Source organism: Biomaibacter acetigenes (assembly GCF_003691585.1).
GTDB classification, from domain to species: Bacteria; Bacillota; Thermosediminibacteria; order Thermosediminibacterales; family Tepidanaerobacteraceae; genus Biomaibacter; species Biomaibacter acetigenes.
The window spans coordinates 2,737,235-2,755,082 of record NZ_CP033169.1 but is presented as its reverse complement, the minus strand read 5'-3'; the positions used below and the strand labels follow the sequence as shown (position 1 = coordinate 2,755,082).

Genomic DNA, 17,848 nt, shown 5'->3' with positions numbered 1-17,848 from the left:
TACGAGAGATAGGGAGGTGTTATTGTGGAAGTATATTTTATCCAGAGGTTAAAACCCCTTAACTATTCGTAGTTAAGGGGTTTTTTAGCGCTTAAGAGCTTTTTTCCGTGGTTACAGCTAACAAGCAGGGAGGTAATGGAAATGTTTAGAAGTATATTATTTTTTACCGCGATGATGTTATGGATACCCCGTCCGGCCCTGGCCATGCATATAACGGAAGGATACCTGCCGCTGAAGTGGGCCGTGATGTGGGATTTGCTCGCCCTTCCCTTCGTCATACTGGGGCTTTACTCCATACGAAAGCTCGTTGATGCCAACCCCCGGGTGAAAATGCTGCTGGGGCTTTGCCGGAGCTTTCGCCTTTGTGCTTTCCGCCCTCAAGCTCCCGTCGGTAACGGGCAGCTGTTCCCATCCCACCGGAGTAGGCCTTGGTGCCATTCTCTTCGGGCCGTGGGTTATGAGCGTGCTGGGGATGATTGTACTTATCTTTCAGGCACTGCTGCTGGCCCATGGAGGTATAACCACTCTTGGAGCAAACACATTCTCCATGGCGGTGGCGGGGCCCATTGTATCCTATCTGGTCTACAGAGGGGTAAATAAATTTGGGGGACCCAGGTGGCTTTCAGTCTTCTTGGCGGCAGCCCTGGGAGATTTGCTCACCTATGTTACCACTTCCCTCCAGCTGGCCCTGGCGTTTCCCGCAAATCCCGGCGGATTTGCCGCATCTTTTTTAAAATTTATGGGTATATTTGCGGTAACCCAGGTGCCTCTTGCCATCAGCGAGGGACTGTTATCGGTAATGGTTATAAATTTGCTTACCGCATATAATGAAGAAATGCTCACCGGACTTTGGTTAATTTCAAAGGAGGTCCGCCATGAGAGATAAAAACTTTTTTATAAAAAATTTGATTCTTGCTCTGCTGGTGATACTTCTTTCGATTTACCCGCTTTTAACACTAAAAGATGCAAAATTCGGAGGGGCCGACGACATGGCGGAAGAAGTCATTACCCAGGTGAACGCGGATTTTAAACCATGGTTTAAGCCGCTGTGGGAGCCTCCCAGCGGTGAGATAGAAAGTCTTCTATTTGCCCTTCAGGCCGCCATGGGAGCGGGATTTATCGGTTACTATTTCGGACTTGCCAGGGCGAAGAAAAATGCTGATAGATAATTACACATATTCAAACAAACTAAAAGACGTTCATCCCGCTGAAAAGCTGTTATTTACACTGGCCACCATGGCAGTGGGCTTTATTCCGAATGTATATTTAAATCTAGCGATTGTTTTCATGATGGGAACCATCTTAGTATTTAAAGCGGGAATACCGGTGAGGGTTTGCCTGAAAATACTTGCCCTCCCGCTTTCATTTGTTTTAACCGGTGTATTGACGCTGATGATAAATATAGTTCCTGCCGGAAGCAGAGCATTGATAAAATTTTCGTTATTTGACATCACCATCGGAATAACTCGGGAAAGCATGAAGATATCGGGTATGCTCTTTTTCAGGTCTATGGCTTTAGTTTCCTGCCTGTATTTTCTGGCTCTTACAACCCCCATGATAGATCTTGTCATGGTGCTGAAAAGTCTGAAAGTGCCGGCGCTTCTCCTGGAGCTCATGGAGCTTATGTACAGGTTTTTGTTCGTGCTCATGGAAAATTCCGAAAGGATATATATATCCCAGTCTTCCCGGCTGGGATATATAACTTCGAAGGCTGCCCTTAATTCTCTGGGAAGGCTCATATCTTCACTATTTCTAAAATCCTATAGAGATTCTGAAAGGCTATATACGGCGCTGGAGGCAAGAGGATACGACGGGGAGTTGAAGGTCCTGACAAAAAACTTTTCGCCATCCCTCAGGAATATCCTTTTTATTGTATCTGCGGAGATTTTGCTTCTGCTTTTGGCGTGGCTTTCCGGAGGTGGAATAAAATGGACGATTACATCCTGGAGATGAGGGATGTGATTTTTGAGTATCCAGGGGGCATAAGGGCCTTAAATGGGATCTCCATGGCAATAGAAAAGGGCAAAAATATTGCGATATTAGGTCCCAACGGGTCCGGCAAATCCACCCTGTTCCTCCACTTTAACGGCATATTGAGGCCGAAGAGCGGAAGGGTTTTTTACAGGGGCCAGGAGATAAGGTACTCCAGATATTACCTTATTAATCTCAGAAAAAAAGTGGGCATAGTATTTCAGGACCCGGATACTCAGCTGTTCGCAGGCAGCGTCTTTCAGGAAGTCTCCTTCGGTCCCATGAACCTTGGATTTCCCATCACCGAAGTTAAAAAAAGGGTGGAGGAGGCTTTAAAAGCTGCGGGAATAGAAGAATTAGAACACAGGCCCACCCATTTTTTGAGCTATGGCCAGAAAAAGAGGGTATCTATCGCAGATGTGCTGGCCATGGATCCCGAGGTGCTTATCCTGGACGAACCTGCGGCATACCTGGACCCGAAGCATGTGGAAAAGCTCCTGGAAATACTGGAGGAACTCCGCAGGAAGGGAAAGCAGGTGATTTTATCCACCCATGATGTGGAGCTGGCCTATTCCTGGGCTGATTATGTATTTATCTTGAAAGACGGGAAGGTAGCCGGGGAAGGAACTCCAACAGAAATTTTTCAAAATGAAAAGCTTTTAAAAGAGGCGGATTTGAAAAAGCCGCTGCTCTTAGAAATATGCGAAGTTTTAAAGCAAAAAGGCTTTATTTTCGATAGATTGCCCAGAAATATCCTGGAACTTAGAAGGGAGGATTTATTTTGGGCAAAGGCGTAATGATAGCCGGGACCCACAGCGGATCGGGCAAGACCACCGTAGGTTTGGGGCTGCTGGGAGCACTGTCAAAAAAATATACAGTAACTCCATTCAAGGTGGGGCCGGATTACATAGATACGGCTTATCATAAATTCGTCTGCGGCAGGGTTTCATATAACCTTGATGTATTCATGCTTGGCGAGGAAAGGCTCAAGGCCCTTTACGGCCTAAAATCCGACGGGGACATCGCCCTGGTGGAAGGAGTCATGGGGCTCTTTGACGGTTTGGATACACAAGGCTTCGGGAGCAGTGCCCATGTGGCAAAAATACTAAATTTGCCCGTCATCCTGGTGATTGACGCATCGGGCATGGCGCGGAGCGCTTCAGCCATGGTGGGGGGCTTTCGGGACTTTGACCGGGAAGTAAACATTGCGGGCGTCATATTAAATAAGGTAGGTGGCCAAAAACACTACGAGCTTTTAAAGCAGAGTATCGAAAGGGACACCGGCGTCCCCGTATTTGGATTTATTCCCGGCGACCCGGAACTTTGCCTTCCCGAAAGGCATCTTGGACTGGTCCCGGTCTATGAGATGGAGGGATTGAAAAAGAAATTCCACAGGCTGTACAGTTATATAGAAAGGTATATTGACCTGGACGGGATTTTAAGGACCGCAGAAAAAGCAGGATCTTTAGATATTAAAGGGCAGGTCCCAGCTTTTGCAGATTTTTGTGTAAACAATGAAGCGGTGAAAATCGCCGTGGCCATGGATGAGGCCTTTAACTTCTATTACCAAAGCGGGCTGGAGGTTTTCCGGGATATGGGGGCAAAGCTGGTTCCCTTCAGCCCCCTGCATGATATCGCTCTTCCTGACGGCATATCGGGGCTTTATCTGGGCGGGGGCTTTCCGGAGATGTTTGCCGGGCAGTTAAGCAGAAACCTCCCCATGCTGGAGTCCATAAAAAATTCCATTGAATCGGGCCTTCCCACCTATGCCGAGTGCGGAGGATTTATGTATCTTTCAAGGTGTATAAGGGACCAGGAGGGTAAAGGCTATCCTATGGCGGGTGTTTACGATATAGAAGCCGTCATGACCAGACGCCTCCAGCACTTTGGCTATGTGGAGGCGGAAGTGACGTCCGAAAATGTGCTGGCGGAAAAAGGGTTTAAACTCAGGGGACATGAGTTTCACCATTCGGAGATGGTGGGATTTTTTGAAAATACATGCTACCTGGTGGGTAAGCCCGGCAAGCCGGAGAAATGGCGATGCGGTTATCGGTTCAAAAATTGCCTTGCCACTTATGTTCACATTGATTTCTTTGCATATCCGAATTTAGCGGAAAACTTTTTAAGAAAGTGCCTTGAATTTTTAAAAAGGAGCGAGTTTAAATGAACAGGGCTTTATTGATACTGGCCCACGGCAGCAGGGCGCAGGGTACTGAAGAAACGGTGTATAAAATAGCGGAAAAGTTAAAGGCAGCCGGGGAATACCGGGATGTGGAGGTAGCCTTTCTCCAGTTCAACAGGCCGAACCTAGCCGAATCGGTGAATAAACTTGTCAGTAAAGGAATTACAGAAATTGTGGCGGCACCGGCATTTCTTTTTACGGGAAATCACGTACTCAAAGACATCCCCGAAGAGTTAAAAAAAGTGAAAGCCATTTGCCCCGAAGTGCGCATTGCCCTGGCAGAACCCATAGGGTACGACGACAGGATCTGCGGTATCATCTCCGAAAGAGCGAAGGGAAATCTTGTCGAATTATAAGGAAGGTGTTTTTATATGGAATATGTCAGAGATCCCCTGGAAATTGAAAAAAAGAGCTTTGAAATCATCGAAGGGCATGTGGATAGAGGAAAGTTTGACGAAAAGGAATGGGCCATAGTCAGGAGAGTAATCCATTCGGTGGCAGATTTTGAGTATGCGGGGATCATGGATTTTTCCGAAGAAGCGGTAGAGGCAGGGCTTGCCGCCATGCGAAGGGGTTGCCGGATAGTCACCGACACCAGGATGGTGGAAGCCGGGATAAACAGGAAAGCTTTGGAAGCTGCAGGATGTGTTGTCAAATGCTACGTAGACTATCCGGATGTGGCGGCAAAATCCAGAGAACTTAGCATAACCAGAGCTATGGCTTCCATTATGGCGGCGGCGCAGGACGGAGGGGGCGGGATATTTGCCATCGGCAACGCTCCTACGGCGCTTTTCAAGTTGTTGGAGCTCGCAGAGGAGGGCAGGATAAAGCCGGATCTGGTCATAGGCGTACCGGTAGGGTTTGTGGGAGCGGCGGAGTCCAAGGAAGCCCTGGTGGCCTCCGGTATTCCTTATATTGTTGCCTGGGGCAGAAGGGGCGGCAGTACCATGGCGGTGGCTATAGTAAATGCCCTTTTATATATGTTAAAAGATGAAAATGGAAAAATTTGTCGTAAAGGGTAACAAAAAGCTCCGATATGGCTATACCACCGGGACATGCGCTGCCGCCGCATCTAAAGCCGCCGTATATATGCTTTTTCATGAGGATGTACCGGAGACGGTGGACATTGACACACCAAAAGGCTGGCTTCTCACCCTCAGGATAGAGGACCCGAAAAAAGGCGATGAATGGGCAGAGTGCGGAGTGAGAAAGGATGCGGGAGATGACCCCGATGTGACCGACGGCCTTGTGGTATATGCCAGGGCTGAAAAAACCGGCAAAGAGGGTATCGTGATAGCTGCTGGAGAAGGTATAGGCATTGTCACCAGGCCGGGCCTTTCGGCAAAGCCCGGCGAGCCTGCCATAAATCCCGTCCCCAGGGCCATGATAATCAAAGAAGTGATGCAGGTAATGCAGGAAGGCTGCGGTGTAAGAATAATCCTGAGCATTCCCGGCGGAGAGGAAGTAGCCGGAAAGACCTTCAACCCCCGGCTGGGAATTGTCGGCGGGCTTTCCATCATCGGTACCACCGGCATTGTAGAGCCTATGTCCCTGGAAGCCTTAAAAGAGACCCTGGCCCTGGAACTATCTATGATAGCGGCCCGGGGTCAAAAAAAAGTAGTCCTGACACCCGGAAATTACGGAAAAAAACTATGCCGTAAAAAATGGTGTGGATGAAAGCCTCATAGTATCCTACGGCAATTTTCTGGACTTTATGCTGGAAAAGGCGGTGGAATACGGTTTTGAAAAGATATGGCTCATCGGTGATATAGGCAAGCTCATAAAGGTGGCGGCGGGAATATTCAACACCGCAGGCCGCGTCGCCGACGCCAGGGCGGAGATAATGGCGGCCTACGGAGCCCATTTCGGAGCAAAAAAGGAAACGGTGGACAACGTACTTTCCTCCGGCACCTCGGAAGAAGCTATGGAAATTCTGGAAAAAGCGGGCATTGACATCGGAGAGTTTTCAAGATTTGTGGCCCGGAGGATTGCGGATAAGTGCACATGGTATACCGGCGGTCGGTTGAAAGTAGGCGTTGACCTCATTTCCCTGAAGAGGGGGCTTCTGGCCAGGATACGGGGGGATGAGAATTGGTAACCGTTGTGGGAGTGGGGCCCGGAGCGCGGGAATACATTGTCCCGGCGGCCCTCCGAAGGATAGAGCAGGCCGATGTGCTGGTGGGAGGAAAAAGGCATCTGAAACTGTTTGAAGAACTGGAGTGCGTGAAAATAGCCATAGAAACAGGTTTGGATTTTAAGGATATTTTAAACCGAAAGGGCCGCGTAGTAATCCTGGCATCGGGAGATCCAGGCCTTTACGGCATCCTGGACGTGGTATTGAAATATGTAAACAAAGAAGAAGTGGAAGTGATCCCGGGCATAAGTTCGGTCCAGTACATCATGGCAAAGCTTGGGATGCCCATGAAGGATGTGGCTGTGGTAAGCCTTCACGGGCGCAAGACGGATATCATAACCCGGGTGAAGGAATACGGCACTCTGGTGGTACTGACTGATGAGAACCATGACCCTCCCTTTATAGCCCGGCTTTTAAAAGATAGCGGGATAAAAGACAGGTTTTTATATGTGGGGGAGAACCTTTCCTACGATAATGAAGTCATAGAAAGATACACCGTCGAAGAACTGGCGCAGAGCCGGAAAAAGTTTGACATCAACGTGGTGGTGATAACGTGTGGGAATATGCCTTCGGCATCCCCGACGGACTTTTTGTAAGAGGGGATGTGCCCATGACAAAAGAGGAGGTAAGGGCCATATCCCTCTCCAAATTAAGGCTGAAAAAAGACTTCACGGTATGGGATATCGGCGCGGGCACGGGGGCAGTTTCCGTGGAGGCGGCCCTTTACTGCAAGGAAGGCCGGGTGTATGCGGTAGAAAAAGATGAGAAGGCCTTAAAACTTATCAGGCAAAATACCGGAGCCTTCGGAACATTAAATCTTACGGCGGTGCCCGGCGAGGCACCGGAAGTACTCTTTGACCTGCCGGACCCCGACAGGGTTTTCATCGGCGGCTCCGGAGGCAAAATTGCGGAGATTCTGACAGTGGTAATGCAAAGGCTGAAGGCTGGTGGTGTTATAGTCATAAACGCCGTTACGATGGAAACCGTTCATCGGGCTCAAGAGTTCCTTTATGCCGGCGGCTACGAAGTGGAAACAATCCTTGTGAATGTTGCAAGGTCAGTAAGGGTCGGCGGCAGCACTTTGATGCAGGCTCGAAATCCAGTATTTATTCTATCGGTAAAAGCATAATCGGTAAAAAGGAGCACCATAAAGACTCTGGGTAGCGTGGAAGGTTTTATTTATTGAAAATATCTGCGGAATATAAGGGAGGAATACCGTATATGTCAGAAATCTCCACCGGTAAATTATACGGCGTAGGCGTGGGCCCCGGAGACCCGGAACTGATTACTTTGAAGGCCGTAAAGATTCTTGAACGGGTTCATGTGGTAATGGTTCCATCAGGGAAGGGGGAGAGCATTGCCTTCGACATTGCAAAGCCTTACATCAAAGGCGAGGTCTTAAAGCTCGAATTTCCCATGACCCGGGAAAGGGATATCCTTGAATCCGTATGGGATGAAAATGCAAAAAAGATAAAAAAGCTGCTTGTGGATGGCAGGGACGTAGCCTTCATTACCCTGGGAGACCCTATGATATACAGCACTTATATTTATGTTATAGAAAGGCTTGAAGGATTCAAAATTGAGACCATCCCGGGTGTGACTTCCTTTTCGGCGGCAGCATCAAAACTCAAAATGCCCATAGCTCGAGGGAACCGTCCTTTTGCGGTAGTGCCTGCCGAGGATGAAAAAACAATGAAAAAAATCCTCGATGATTTTGAAAGTGTGGTATTGATGAAGGTATCCGGAAACTACGACAGAACGGTGGACCTGTTGAAGGCCGGGGGTTTTAAAGCAGGGCTAGTTATAAGAGGTGGCCATGAAGATGAAGAGGTTACCTTTGACCTGGAAAAATACCGGAGGAAAAAATTGGATTACCTTTCACTGATAATCGGAAGGAAGATGGGCGGATGATACATTTTATCGGCGCTGGCCCCGGAGATGCGGAACTCATCACGGTTAAAGGAATGAGGCTTCTGGGTGCCTGCGATGTCGTAATTTATGCCGGCTCTCTCGTCAACCCGGAAATATTAAAGTACGCAAAAAAGGATGCAAAAATTTATGACAGTTCATGTCTAAATCTGGAGGAGATCATTGAAATAATGAGAAAAGCCCATAACAGGGGTCAGGATGTAGCCCGGCTCCACACGGGGGATCCTTCCATTTACGGTGCCATAAGAGAACAGATGGAAAAACTGAACGAACTCGGTATTCCCTACGAAGTGTGCCCCGGTGTAAGTTCCCTCACCGCCGCTGCAGCAGTGTTGAAAAAGGAACTTACAGTGCCCGGAGTGAGCCAGACCGTCATCGTAACCAGGATGGGAGGTAGGACGCCAGTCCCCGACAGGGAAAGCCTGAAATCTCTGGCGGAGCCCAAGGCCACCATGGCGATATTTTTAAGTGCCGATAAGATTAAAAAGGTTGTAGAGGAACTTGCGGACTCTTACAATCCCGATACACCGGCGGCGGTAGTTTACAAGGCTACCTGGCCGGAACAGAAGGTAGTAGTGGGAACTCTGAAAGATATATCGAAGAAAGCAAAAGAAGCGGGGATAGATAAGACCGCCATCATCCTGGTGGGCGATTTTCTGGAGGGAAAATACGAATATTCCAGGCTGTACCATACGGCTTTCAGCCACGGCTTCCGGGCTGCCGGCAATAGCTGTGGAAAACCGGGATGCCGGGAGGGGATGCCGTGAAGTTGGCGGTGATCGCCGTTACCAGAAACGGGTCTCGACTGGGGGCAATAATAGTAAAAGAGCTGGGCGGTGACCTTTATGTCCTCGAAAAGTATGCGCCCCCGGATGCCCGAAGTTTTCACCCAATAAAGGGAGACTTTATAGAATTTGTCCATGGTATTTTTGATAAATACGACGGTCTTGTATTCCTTACGGCGGCGGGTATTGCAGTACGGGCCATAGCGGAAGTACTGAAGGGGAAGACGGTGGACCCTGCCGTGGTGGCGGTAGACGAGCAAGGGAAATTTGCCGTAAGCCTCCTATCGGGACACCTGGGAGGCGCCAACGAACTGGCCGTCAGGGTGGCCGGGGTCCTGGGAGCCGTGCCGGTGGTGACCACGGCCAGCGACACCGCGGGTTTTGAGGGTATCGACGTCATGGCCCGGAAGATTGGATTTTACATAGAAAGTTTAGCTGACCTCAAAAAGGTGAGCGCCTGCCTGGTCAACGGCGAGAAGGTGGTGTTCATGGTAGAACCCGACTTTCCGGAAAATATATTAAATGAGATGAAAAAAAGGCTCCGGGGCACGACGGCGGCTTTTTACAGCAAGGCTTTCTCCGAAAGCCCGGCCGATGCCTTCGGTCCAATTCCCCAGGATGCTGCCGCTGCTGTTTTCATAACCGACGCCAATATCAAACCGCGGGACATTCCTTATGTAATATTGAGGCCCCGAAATATAGTGCTGGGTATCGGGACAAAAAGGGGCACAGCCTTTGAAGCATTGCTGGCCCTGGTGAAAAAAGCTTTGAAAGAACTCGATTTAAGCGAAAAGGGAATAGGATGTATTGCCACCATTGATATCAAACAAAATGAAGAATGCATAAATATGCTGGCCCGGCACCTAGATGTGCCGGTAAAATATTATAACACCGGGCAGCTTGCAAAAGTGGAAAGCAAATTTCCCGTTTCTCCTTTCGTGAAGAAGACTACGGGCGTGGGAGCGGTGGCAAAGCCTTCAGCCTATCTTGCAAGTTTGCACGGCGTAGAATTGGGCTATTACAAAGACAGAGGAATCACTCTGGCGATATATAAATGTATGTTTTACGGAGGGTTTTATGAGCTGGATTAAAGTTGTGGGAACAGGTCCCGGACGGTATCAGGATATGACCGTGAGAGCCATAAGAGCGCTGAGGGACTGTGATGTCGTTATCGGGTACATAACTTATATAAACCTCGTCAGGGACCTGGTAAAGGATAAAGACATAATCTATTCCGGCATGCGGCAGGAAACTGAAAGGTGCAGAAAAGCCCTGGAGCTGGCCAGCCTGGGTAAAAAGGTGTCGCTCATTAGCGGCGGAGACCCGGGAATATACGGCATGGCGGGGCTTTTATACGAGCTTGCAAAAAAGAATGTTGATACCGACATTGAAATTATACCCGGAGTAAGCTCCGTAAGTGCTGCAGCCTCCCTGCTGGGAGCGCCCCTGATGACCGACTTTGCGTCGATAAGTCTTTCAGACCATCTGACCCCATGGGAAGCCATTGCAAAAAGGCTGGAAATGGCCGCCCGGGCTGATTTTGTCATAGCCCTTTTTAATCCGAAAAGCCGCGAGAGAAAAGATAACCTGCCCCGGGCGCTGGATATTGTCCTCAAATATCGATGTTCCAGCACTCCTTGCGGTATCGTAAAAAATGCGTCGCGAGAGGGAGAGATTACACTCGTCACAAAACTCGGAGATTTATTAAAATACGATATCGATATGACTACGCTAATAATTATAGGGAACAGCAGTACCTTTATAACCGGAGGCAAAATGGTTACACCCAGGGGGTATGTCCTTTGATTATGGTTCTTGCGGGCACAAAAGAGGGTAGAGAGATTGCGGAAAAGCTTTCGAGTCTGAACTTTCCCGTTATTGCCAGCACGGCGACGGATTATGGAGGAAAGCTCCTGGAAGGAAAGGCAAGGGCAAGAACGGGACCTTTAAACCGAAATTCCCTCGAATGTTTTATCCGGGAGAAAAACGTAGAGCTGGTAATCGACGCCACCCATCCCTTTGCAAGGGAAATAAGCCTCAATGCCATTGAGGCCTGCAAAAATACAAAAGTTAAATTAATAAGGTATGAGCGGGAAGATAGCAGAGAATATTTTTTTCCCAATTTAATAAAGGTGAAAACCTTCGATGAAGCCGTAGCTGAAGCACGAAAACATGAAAGAATTTTTCTCACTATCGGCAGCAGGAACCTGGACAAATTTGCCATCCTTAAAAAACAGGGAAAACACATCATCGCCAGGGTCCTCCCCACAAGCGATGTCCTGAAAAAATGTGAAGACCTGGGTTTTTTGCCGGGAGAAATTATCGCCATGGAAGGGCCTTTCAGTTTGCAATTGAATTACTGTATGTTCAAAGATTACCGGGCCGGTGTGGTGGTTACCAAAGACAGCGGTCCCGGCGGCGGAGTCATGGAAAAATTGAGGGCGGCTGCAAAATTGAATATACCGGTAATACTGGTGGAAAGGCCTGTAGTAGATTATCCTTTAGTGGTAAGAAGTATGGAAGAAATTTTAGAGGAAATCCGGAAAGGCGTATCGGTGCAAGACCTGTAAAAATTGTAAAGCGAGAGTGAAACAGACTTTTATTTGAAAATTTCAAGGTGGCCCTGATCGGGAGGAGGATATGTAAAAAATGGAAGTTGAAACTCTTATGATGGTGGGCATTGACCGGAACGCACCGATGGGTGGCTCAAAATGCCGCAAACCGGGGCCGGTTCCACTTTGTCTGACCTTTAATTGTCCCCCGCATTGACATAAACCCATCGCATGGTACAATGAAGAAGAAGGTACCGTATATTCTCAAAGGAGATTAGATGTTTTGGAAATTAGTACTAGTTTACTGCAATAATGTATGATACCTTAAAGTTAAAATGTTCTATAACTTCTGAAAGCGGCTTCGGTAGCAGCACCCACTTGTCGATTCAAAAAGATAACTAAAAACGGAGGGTTTATGTATGGAAGATTTAATTCAGCAGATGCTCAGCAAAAAAGTTTGGGCAGTTATAGGCTCTTTTTCCGGGGAGGGCAAATACGCCTATAAGATCTTTAAAAACTTGAAAAAGCTGGGATATAGAGTTTTTCCCATTAACCCAAAGATTAAAAATGTGGATGGGGATACCTGTTATCCAGACCTGGAGTCCCTACCCCAAATTCCTGAAGTGGTAAACCTGGTGACACCACCTCAGGTTACGGAGAAAATCGTAGGTGAGTGTATTAGACTGGGCATCAAATACATATGGATGCAGCCCGGAGCCGAAAGTGAAAGAGCTATAAAGACCGCCCAGAATGCAGGATTAAATGTAATTCATGATGCCTGCGTGTATAGTTTGACCAGGTGAAGTCGAAAAACATATTCAGGATAGGGGGTGTAGAAGTTGATCGAAAACAACCATGAAGGCATATTTAAGCTTATGCTGGAGCTGGTATCAGTTCCCAGCATCTCCGCTACGCCGGGAGAGATAAAGATGGCCCGGATGATATACGGCAAGCTGGAGGAGTTACCTTATTTTAAAAATCATCCGGATTATCTAAAGCTGCTGCCCATCAATAACGATCCATTGGAGCGACAGGTGGTTTTTGCCCTGGTGAAGGCAGAGCCTAGCGTCAAAAAGACGATCATTTTGACGGGTCACTACGATGTGGTGGCTGTAGAAGGTTACGGTGCCCTGAAGGAGTATGCTTTTGATCCGGTGGAATACACCCGGCGGCTCTCAAAGGAAAAACTTCCGGAGGATGCCGCAAAGGACCTGGAATCCGGAAATTACATATTTGGACGGGGCGTTTCGGACATGAAGTGTGGCCTTGCCATAGAGATGGCGCTCCTGGCAGAAGCCGCTCAAAATCCCTGCAAGCTTAGCGCAAATCTGGCATTCCTGGCGGTGCCCGATGAGGAAAACAACTCCACCGGCATGAGGGGTGCAGTCTCACATCTCATGGAACTGGAAAAAGAACTGGGTCTTGACTATATAGCAGCCATAAACTGTGAGCCCTCCGGCCCTGGAGCGCCGGATGATGACCATCGTTACATATTTACAGGTACCGTAGGAAAGATAATGCCGTTTTTTTACTTTGTCGGTAAGGAAACTCATGTGGGAGACTATTTTAACGGATTAAATGCTACTTTGATGGCTTCTTATCTAAATATTGCATTGGAAGCAAGACCTGATTTTATAGATTTTAAAGGGAGTGAAGTTTTTTCTCCCCCCACATGCCTTAAGCTCAAAGATCTACGGGATGCCTATTCGGTGACTTTACCGGAAAGGGCGGTGGCCTATTATAATCTTCTCACCGTCTCAAAATCTCCGGCTCAAATCCTGGAAAGCATGAAAAGAGCGGCTGCCGAAGCTTTTAGCATGGCAGTTGACCACCTTAGAAAAACCGCGGCATCTTATTCTAAAAAATCAGGCCAAGATATTGGTATATCCTGGCAAACGAAGGTTATCACATATGGAGAGCTTGAAGAAAAGGTATGTCGGAATTTCCCGGGAAATATGTCGGAACATGTGAAACACTATATAGCATCCCTGCCGGAGAGTCTTGATGAAAGAGACAAAGCCATCAGCCTGGTAGGGGAGCTTTTGAAGTATTATCCCGATAAGGCCCCCATGATAATTGTAGGATTCCTGCCTCCTTACTATCCTCATAGAGGCAATCTGGGGCGGACAGAAGAAGAGAAAAATGTTATGAAGGCTGTAGATAAAGTTATCGAGGAAGCACGGCAAAGTTACGGCATAGAAATGAAAGTGGTGGAATACTTTGCCGGTATTACCGATCTCAGCTATTTCGGCTTCCAGGGAAAAGCTGAAGAACTGAAGGCTTTATCGGACAATATGCCCGGCTGGAGAGAAATCTATGATATACCGCTAAACGAGCTGGCGAAACTGGACATCCCCGTGTTGAATCTGGGGCCGTCGGGCAAAGATGACCACAAATACACCGAAAGGCTGGAACTTTCATATTCACTCAATATTACTCCCCGGCTCCTGAAGTTTGCGGTGGAAAGTCTAGCGAAGAGCTGACTTTACCCATCGACGGCTATACCAATAGACAACAAAAAGGCGGCATATGTTTTACACATGCCGTTTTTTTTATTCATCTGCAGGCAGTTCCTCCGGCTCAAAAAGAGCATTTATGATCTTTTTGACATCTTCATTGGCGATGGAATAGATGACCTCTACGCCTTTTCTTTTTCCCTCGATTATGCCCCTGGATTTTAAGATGGCAAGATGCTGGGAAACCGTAGACTGAGGAAGGTCCAGGCAGTTTTGCATGGTGGACACGTTACAGTCTTTACACATCAACTTACAAATGATGCAAAGCCTGGCCGGGTGGCCGATGGCCTTCAAGATCTCGGCGGTTTTTGAAAGTTTATCCCTATATTTCTCTTTATCCATAGGATCCCTCTTTAATGTTTATATTATATATTAATAATATGATATATTTTGACAGCTGTCAAATGTCAAAGGTGCATGGCACCTAACTGAGGAAATTTATGGTGGACCAGGTGACCAACATTTCGTTATTATGATTCCGTGGATAAATGCCATGTTGACGGTGATTGCGCCGATTTTATAAAACTTATATGTGAAAACGAGCTGGAAATGATGGATTTTTTGCTGGATATAATAAAGTAAGTCAGATGAGCAGGTCCATCGGTAGGAGTATCTTAATGGTGCCGGGCACTTAACTTTATTAACTTGTAGAGGTCGCTAAAAAGAGCCCCATCATTTATATATTTTAAAATGTATAGACAACTATTCATCTATATGATATAATAATTTTGGGGTGAGAAAAAATGTTGTTAGATAAAAAAAGCCCTATACCCGTTTATTTTCAGCTAAAAAAAATAATTAAAGAAGATATAGAAAAACGAAACTTGAAGCCCGGGGATCCATTACCTTCCGAGCGGGAATACTGTGAAAACTTCGGCATAAGCCGCATGACCGTGAGGCAGGCTTTAAAAGAGCTCGAGTCAGAAGGAATCATAGTGAGGGAAAGGGGCCGCGGTAGCTTTGTGGTCATCCCCCGCATCGAGCAGGAAGGCTTGATGAGCTTTACGGAGATGGTCAAAGCCAGAGGCATGAAGCCCGAGACCGAAATAGTGGAATTTTTGAAAATTCCTGCGGGGAATCTGTCTGCCACCCTGGGCATAAAAGACGAAGACAATATTTTTAAAATAACAAGGGCAAGGAAGGCCGATGGGATTCCTGTAGCTCTGGAGACTGTATACATTCCGGAGGAATTTGTCCCGGATATAGAAGAGAAAGACCTTACCGGTTCCCTGTATAATATCCTCAAAGATGAGTACGGTATGGAAATCAAGGGATCTAAGACCAGTTTTTCTGCAACCACGTCCACACCTTTTCTGGAAGAACTGCTCAAACTTGAGGAGCCCATGCCCCTTTTGAAGGTGGAAAGCGTGAATTTTGCAACCGGTTTAATTTATTACGAAGTATCTTATTATAGGTCCGACCAGTTTAAAATAACCGTTAACCTTAGTCGGGGATGAATGTTTATGGGTGTTGGGCAAATTAAACACTTTACAAAATTGGGATTGCCGTAAATATTGTTGAACAATAAGAACCAATCTATAAATATGTTTATGTGGAGGTATCAGTATGGATTTAATAATTGCAAAGGATTACTCAGATTTGAGCCGGCGGGCTTCCAGGATCATCGCTTCTGAGATAAAGAAAAAGCCAGACCTGGTGCTGGGACTTGCCACCGGAAGCACACCTCTTGGAACATATCAAGAACTGGTAAGGCTTTACCGGGAAGAAGGCCTGGATTTTTCAAGAGTGGTGACATTTAACCTTGATGAGTATTACGGCATTTCAATGGATAACCCCCAGAGCTATCATTACTACATGTTTGAGAACTTTTTCAAGCACGTGAATATTAAACCTGAAAATATCCATATCCCTGATGGAATGGCAGGAGATGTCGAAGCCCACTGCAAGAAATATGATGAAGAAATTGCAAAGTACGGAGGTATAGACCTGCAGCTTCTGGGGATAGGTCAAAACGGCCATATAGGCTTTAACGAACCGGGTGATGAACTTTTGACCGCCACCCACCTCACAAATTTGACCCAAAACACCATTGAGGCCAATTCCAGGTTTTTTAAATCCATGGACGAAGTGCCAAAACAGGCTATAACCATGGGGCTGGGCACCATCATTCAGGCCAAAAAGATAGTGCTTCTTGCCAGCGGTAAAAACAAGGCCGAAATCATGGCCGAGCTTCTGGATGAAAATGCGGTTTCCACAAAAAATCCCGCTTCCTTCCTGCTTCTCCATAAGGATGTGACGGTTATCATTGACGAAGAGGCGGCAATGCTTTATTCAAGCATGAGTCATGAGTCAGGGGACGGTTCTCTTAAAAAATTTATGTTAGGGAAGTGTTTTTATGGCCATCTTAATAAAAAACGTCCGAGTGATCACTCCGTATGAAATACTGGAAAACCATAATGTAATTGTCAAAGATGGAAAAATCACCGATATCATCAATGACCATCAGTCGGACACCGGTTTCTTCGATGAAGTCATAGACGCCGGCGGCCATTATCTCTCCCCGGGGTTTATAGACATCCACAACCATGGAAATTTCGGCCATGATATGATGGAAGCCACCTTCGAGGCACTGGAAACTATGGCCCGATTCCATATAAGCCGTGGAGTGACGGGATTTTTGGCCACGACCATGACGGCACCCTATGAAGATACGAAAATGGCGGTAAAAAATGCGGCGGATTATATTCTGGAACAGGACCGCGCTGGGTTTACCTTTCATTTCCAGGGAAGCTGTAAGGCTCAACTGTTGGGCATCTATCTGGAAGGCCCCTATTTTTCCATGGCCAGAAAAGGCGCCCAGCCGCCCGAACACATAAAAAACCCCGATATCAGGGAACTGGAGGATTTAATAAAGATTTCCAGGGATACCATAAGGGTGGTGGCTCTGGCCCCGGAGCTGCCGGGGGCACTGGAGGCCATATTAAATCTCAGGTCCCGGGGAATCACGGTATCCGCAGCGCACACTGACGCTACCGTTGACCAGGCTAAAAAAGGCATAGATCGCGGCATCACTCAAGCCACCCATATCTTCAACGGCATGAGGGGTTTTTCCCATCGTGAACCGGGCATAGTTGGGGCGGCTCTAATCGATGAAAGAGTATACTGTGAGATGATATGTGACGGCATACATCTTCACCCTGCCGCCATGCAGATGGTGGTAAGAATGAAGGGCAGGGATAAAGTGATCCTTGTTTCCGATTCTATGATGGCCTGTGGGCTTTCTGACGGGGAATATACACTCGGAGGGCAAAAAGTTATCGTAAGAAACCGGGCCGCAAGGCTTTCCGACGGTACCCTGGCCGGTTCCACCCTTACCCTGGACAGGGCTATTTACAATATGGTCCACATGGTGGGTGTACCGCTTCCCGATGCTGTCCGCATGGCCACCCTGAATCCCGCCCGGGCTATAGGCCTTGCGGATACAAAGGGCAGCATCGAAATCGGCAAAGATGCGGACCTTGTAATATTTGATGATAATATAACAGTAAAAAGGGTAATAATAGGCGGTACCAAAGTTTACTAAAATCCTCCGCGTGGAGGATTTTTTATTTGACCGCTAAAAAGAATATAACTTTTGTCCGACTGTAGTTGTACACAAACAATATTTATTGTTGATGATTTGACACTAAATGCCCGGCAGATATCGGGTATCACCGATATTATAAGGGGAATATCGGATCAGACCACCCTACTGGCGTTGCCGTGCGGTAGTCCAGGGCTCTCACCAGATCAAAACCTTTCAGATACCCCACCGGTCG

General features: G+C 47.3%; 19 protein-coding genes and 2 pseudogenes. 20 read left to right on the top strand and 1 reads right to left on the bottom strand.

The window, feature by feature from the left end; all coding sequences use genetic code 11:
• Positions 1-135: 135 nt before the first annotated feature.
• The 17 genes and pseudogenes from D2962_RS13975 to D2962_RS13895 all read left to right on the top strand — a co-directional run bounded on the left by D2962_RS13975 (position 136) and on the right by D2962_RS13895 (position 14,036).
• A pseudogene (locus D2962_RS13975) lies at positions 136-886 on the top strand (energy-coupling factor ABC transporter permease).
• Positions 876-1,169, top strand: coding sequence for an energy-coupling factor ABC transporter substrate-binding protein (locus D2962_RS13970; RefSeq protein ID WP_120767644.1), 294 nt, complete (start codon positions 876-878; stop codon positions 1,167-1,169). The pseudogene D2962_RS13975 and the gene D2962_RS13970 overlap by 11 nt, the downstream one beginning before the upstream one ends.
• On the top strand, positions 1,156-1,953 hold the full coding sequence (gene cbiQ / locus D2962_RS13965) for a cobalt ECF transporter T component CbiQ (RefSeq protein ID WP_122015346.1): 798 nt from the start codon (positions 1,156-1,158) through the stop codon (positions 1,951-1,953). The genes D2962_RS13970 and cbiQ overlap by 14 nt, the downstream gene beginning before the upstream one ends.
• Positions 1,929-2,768 carry an energy-coupling factor ABC transporter ATP-binding protein gene (locus tag D2962_RS13960; protein WP_122015345.1) on the top strand — a complete coding sequence of 280 codons (840 nt, stop codon included), beginning with the start codon at positions 1,929-1,931 and terminating at the stop codon, positions 2,766-2,768. Before cbiQ ends, D2962_RS13960 begins: the two co-directional genes overlap by 25 nt.
• Positions 2,753-4,138, top strand: coding sequence for a cobyrinic acid a,c-diamide synthase CobB (locus D2962_RS13955; RefSeq protein WP_122015344.1), 1,386 nt, complete (start codon positions 2,753-2,755; stop codon positions 4,136-4,138). Before D2962_RS13960 ends, D2962_RS13955 begins: the two co-directional genes overlap by 16 nt.
• Positions 4,135-4,509 carry a sirohydrochlorin chelatase gene (locus tag D2962_RS13950; protein ID WP_122015343.1) on the top strand — a complete coding sequence of 125 codons (375 nt, stop codon included), beginning with the start codon at positions 4,135-4,137 and terminating at the stop codon, positions 4,507-4,509. Before D2962_RS13955 ends, D2962_RS13950 begins: the two co-directional genes overlap by 4 nt.
• Positions 4,510-4,524: 15 nt before the next feature.
• Complete coding sequence (locus tag D2962_RS13945; protein WP_122015342.1) at positions 4,525-5,175, top strand: precorrin-8X methylmutase; 651 nt, start codon at positions 4,525-4,527, stop codon at positions 5,173-5,175.
• Positions 5,150-6,251 (top strand): annotated as a pseudogene (gene cbiD, locus D2962_RS19710) (cobalt-precorrin-5B (C(1))-methyltransferase CbiD). Before D2962_RS13945 ends, cbiD begins: the two are co-directional and overlap by 26 nt.
• Complete coding sequence (gene cbiE / locus D2962_RS13935) at positions 6,245-6,883, top strand: precorrin-6y C5,15-methyltransferase (decarboxylating) subunit CbiE (RefSeq protein ID WP_122015341.1); 639 nt, start codon at positions 6,245-6,247, stop codon at positions 6,881-6,883. The pseudogene cbiD and the gene cbiE overlap by 7 nt, the downstream one beginning before the upstream one ends.
• Complete coding sequence (gene cbiT, locus D2962_RS13930) at positions 6,841-7,416, top strand: precorrin-6Y C5,15-methyltransferase (decarboxylating) subunit CbiT (protein ID WP_222927553.1); 576 nt, start codon at positions 6,841-6,843, stop codon at positions 7,414-7,416. The genes cbiE and cbiT overlap by 43 nt, the downstream gene beginning before the upstream one ends.
• Before the next feature lie 92 nt (positions 7,417-7,508).
• Positions 7,509-8,198, top strand: coding sequence for a precorrin-2 C(20)-methyltransferase (gene cobI, locus D2962_RS13925; protein WP_122015340.1), 690 nt, complete (start codon positions 7,509-7,511; stop codon positions 8,196-8,198).
• Positions 8,195-8,983 (top strand): precorrin-4 C(11)-methyltransferase, encoded by a 789-nt coding sequence (gene cobM / locus D2962_RS13920; RefSeq protein WP_120767652.1) that lies wholly within the window; start codon positions 8,195-8,197, stop codon positions 8,981-8,983. The genes cobI and cobM overlap by 4 nt, the downstream gene beginning before the upstream one ends.
• Entirely contained in the window at positions 8,980-10,092 is a 1,113-nt protein-coding gene (gene cbiG, locus D2962_RS13915) for a cobalt-precorrin 5A hydrolase (protein ID WP_122015339.1), read from the top strand. The genes cobM and cbiG overlap by 4 nt, the downstream gene beginning before the upstream one ends.
• Positions 10,079-10,807: a precorrin-3B C(17)-methyltransferase gene (cobJ, locus tag D2962_RS13910; RefSeq protein ID WP_122015338.1), complete on the top strand. Its 729-nt coding sequence runs from the start codon at positions 10,079-10,081 to the stop codon at positions 10,805-10,807. Before cbiG ends, cobJ begins: the two co-directional genes overlap by 14 nt.
• Positions 10,808-10,809: 2 nt before the next feature.
• Entirely contained in the window at positions 10,810-11,571 is a 762-nt protein-coding gene (gene cobK / locus D2962_RS13905; protein WP_245985122.1) for a precorrin-6A reductase, read from the top strand.
• Positions 11,572-11,972: 401 nt separating this feature from the next.
• Entirely contained in the window at positions 11,973-12,356 is a 384-nt protein-coding gene (locus D2962_RS13900) for a CoA-binding protein (RefSeq protein WP_120767656.1), read from the top strand.
• Between the two features lie 36 nt (positions 12,357-12,392).
• Positions 12,393-14,036 (top strand): M20/M25/M40 family metallo-hydrolase, encoded by a 1,644-nt coding sequence (locus D2962_RS13895; protein ID WP_122015336.1) that lies wholly within the window; start codon positions 12,393-12,395, stop codon positions 14,034-14,036.
• A 69-nt stretch (positions 14,037-14,105) separates the two neighbouring features.
• Here D2962_RS13895 and D2962_RS13890 read toward each other — a convergent pair whose 3' ends face one another.
• Positions 14,106-14,411: an ArsR/SmtB family transcription factor gene (locus D2962_RS13890; RefSeq protein ID WP_122015335.1), complete on the bottom strand. Its 306-nt coding sequence runs from the start codon at positions 14,409-14,411 to the stop codon at positions 14,106-14,108.
• 401 nt (positions 14,412-14,812) lie between these two features.
• Here D2962_RS13890 and D2962_RS13885 point away from each other — a divergent pair, with 401 nt between their 5' ends.
• From D2962_RS13885 to nagA, 3 genes are all read left to right on the top strand, one after another.
• A complete protein-coding gene (locus D2962_RS13885; protein ID WP_122015334.1) occupies positions 14,813-15,526 on the top strand; it encodes a GntR family transcriptional regulator in 714 nt (237 codons plus the stop codon).
• A gap of 109 nt (positions 15,527-15,635) precedes the next feature.
• Positions 15,636-16,469 (top strand): glucosamine-6-phosphate deaminase, encoded by an 834-nt coding sequence (gene nagB, locus D2962_RS13880; RefSeq protein WP_122015333.1) that lies wholly within the window; start codon positions 15,636-15,638, stop codon positions 16,467-16,469.
• Positions 16,426-17,613, top strand: coding sequence for an N-acetylglucosamine-6-phosphate deacetylase (gene nagA, locus D2962_RS13875; protein ID WP_122015332.1), 1,188 nt, complete (start codon positions 16,426-16,428; stop codon positions 17,611-17,613). Before nagB ends, nagA begins: the two co-directional genes overlap by 44 nt.
• Positions 17,614-17,848: the final 235 nt, after the last annotated feature.

Coding starts and splice junctions, on each gene's coding strand:
- D2962_RS13945 (WP_122015342.1), top strand. CDS start 4,525: ATGGAATATGTCAGAGATCCCCTGGAAATTGAAAAAAAGAGCTTTGAA.
- cobM (WP_120767652.1), top strand. CDS start 8,195: ATGATACATTTTATCGGCGCTGGCCCCGGAGATGCGGAACTCATCACG.
- D2962_RS13900 (WP_120767656.1), top strand. CDS start 11,973: ATGGAAGATTTAATTCAGCAGATGCTCAGCAAAAAAGTTTGGGCAGTT.
- nagB (WP_122015333.1), top strand. CDS start 15,636: ATGGATTTAATAATTGCAAAGGATTACTCAGATTTGAGCCGGCGGGCT.
- D2962_RS13950 (WP_122015343.1), top strand. CDS start 4,135: ATGAACAGGGCTTTATTGATACTGGCCCACGGCAGCAGGGCGCAGGGT.
- D2962_RS13960 (WP_122015345.1), top strand. CDS start 1,929: ATGGACGATTACATCCTGGAGATGAGGGATGTGATTTTTGAGTATCCA.
- cobK (WP_245985122.1), top strand. CDS start 10,810: ATGGTTCTTGCGGGCACAAAAGAGGGTAGAGAGATTGCGGAAAAGCTT.
- cobI (WP_122015340.1), top strand. CDS start 7,509: ATGTCAGAAATCTCCACCGGTAAATTATACGGCGTAGGCGTGGGCCCC.
- cobJ (WP_122015338.1), top strand. CDS start 10,079: ATGAGCTGGATTAAAGTTGTGGGAACAGGTCCCGGACGGTATCAGGAT.
- cbiQ (WP_122015346.1), top strand. CDS start 1,156: ATGCTGATAGATAATTACACATATTCAAACAAACTAAAAGACGTTCAT.
- D2962_RS13890 (WP_122015335.1), bottom strand. CDS start 14,411: ATGGATAAAGAGAAATATAGGGATAAACTTTCAAAAACCGCCGAGATC.
- D2962_RS13970 (WP_120767644.1), top strand. CDS start 876: ATGAGAGATAAAAACTTTTTTATAAAAAATTTGATTCTTGCTCTGCTG.
- nagA (WP_122015332.1), top strand. CDS start 16,426: ATGGCCATCTTAATAAAAAACGTCCGAGTGATCACTCCGTATGAAATA.
- D2962_RS13885 (WP_122015334.1), top strand. CDS start 14,813: ATGTTGTTAGATAAAAAAAGCCCTATACCCGTTTATTTTCAGCTAAAA.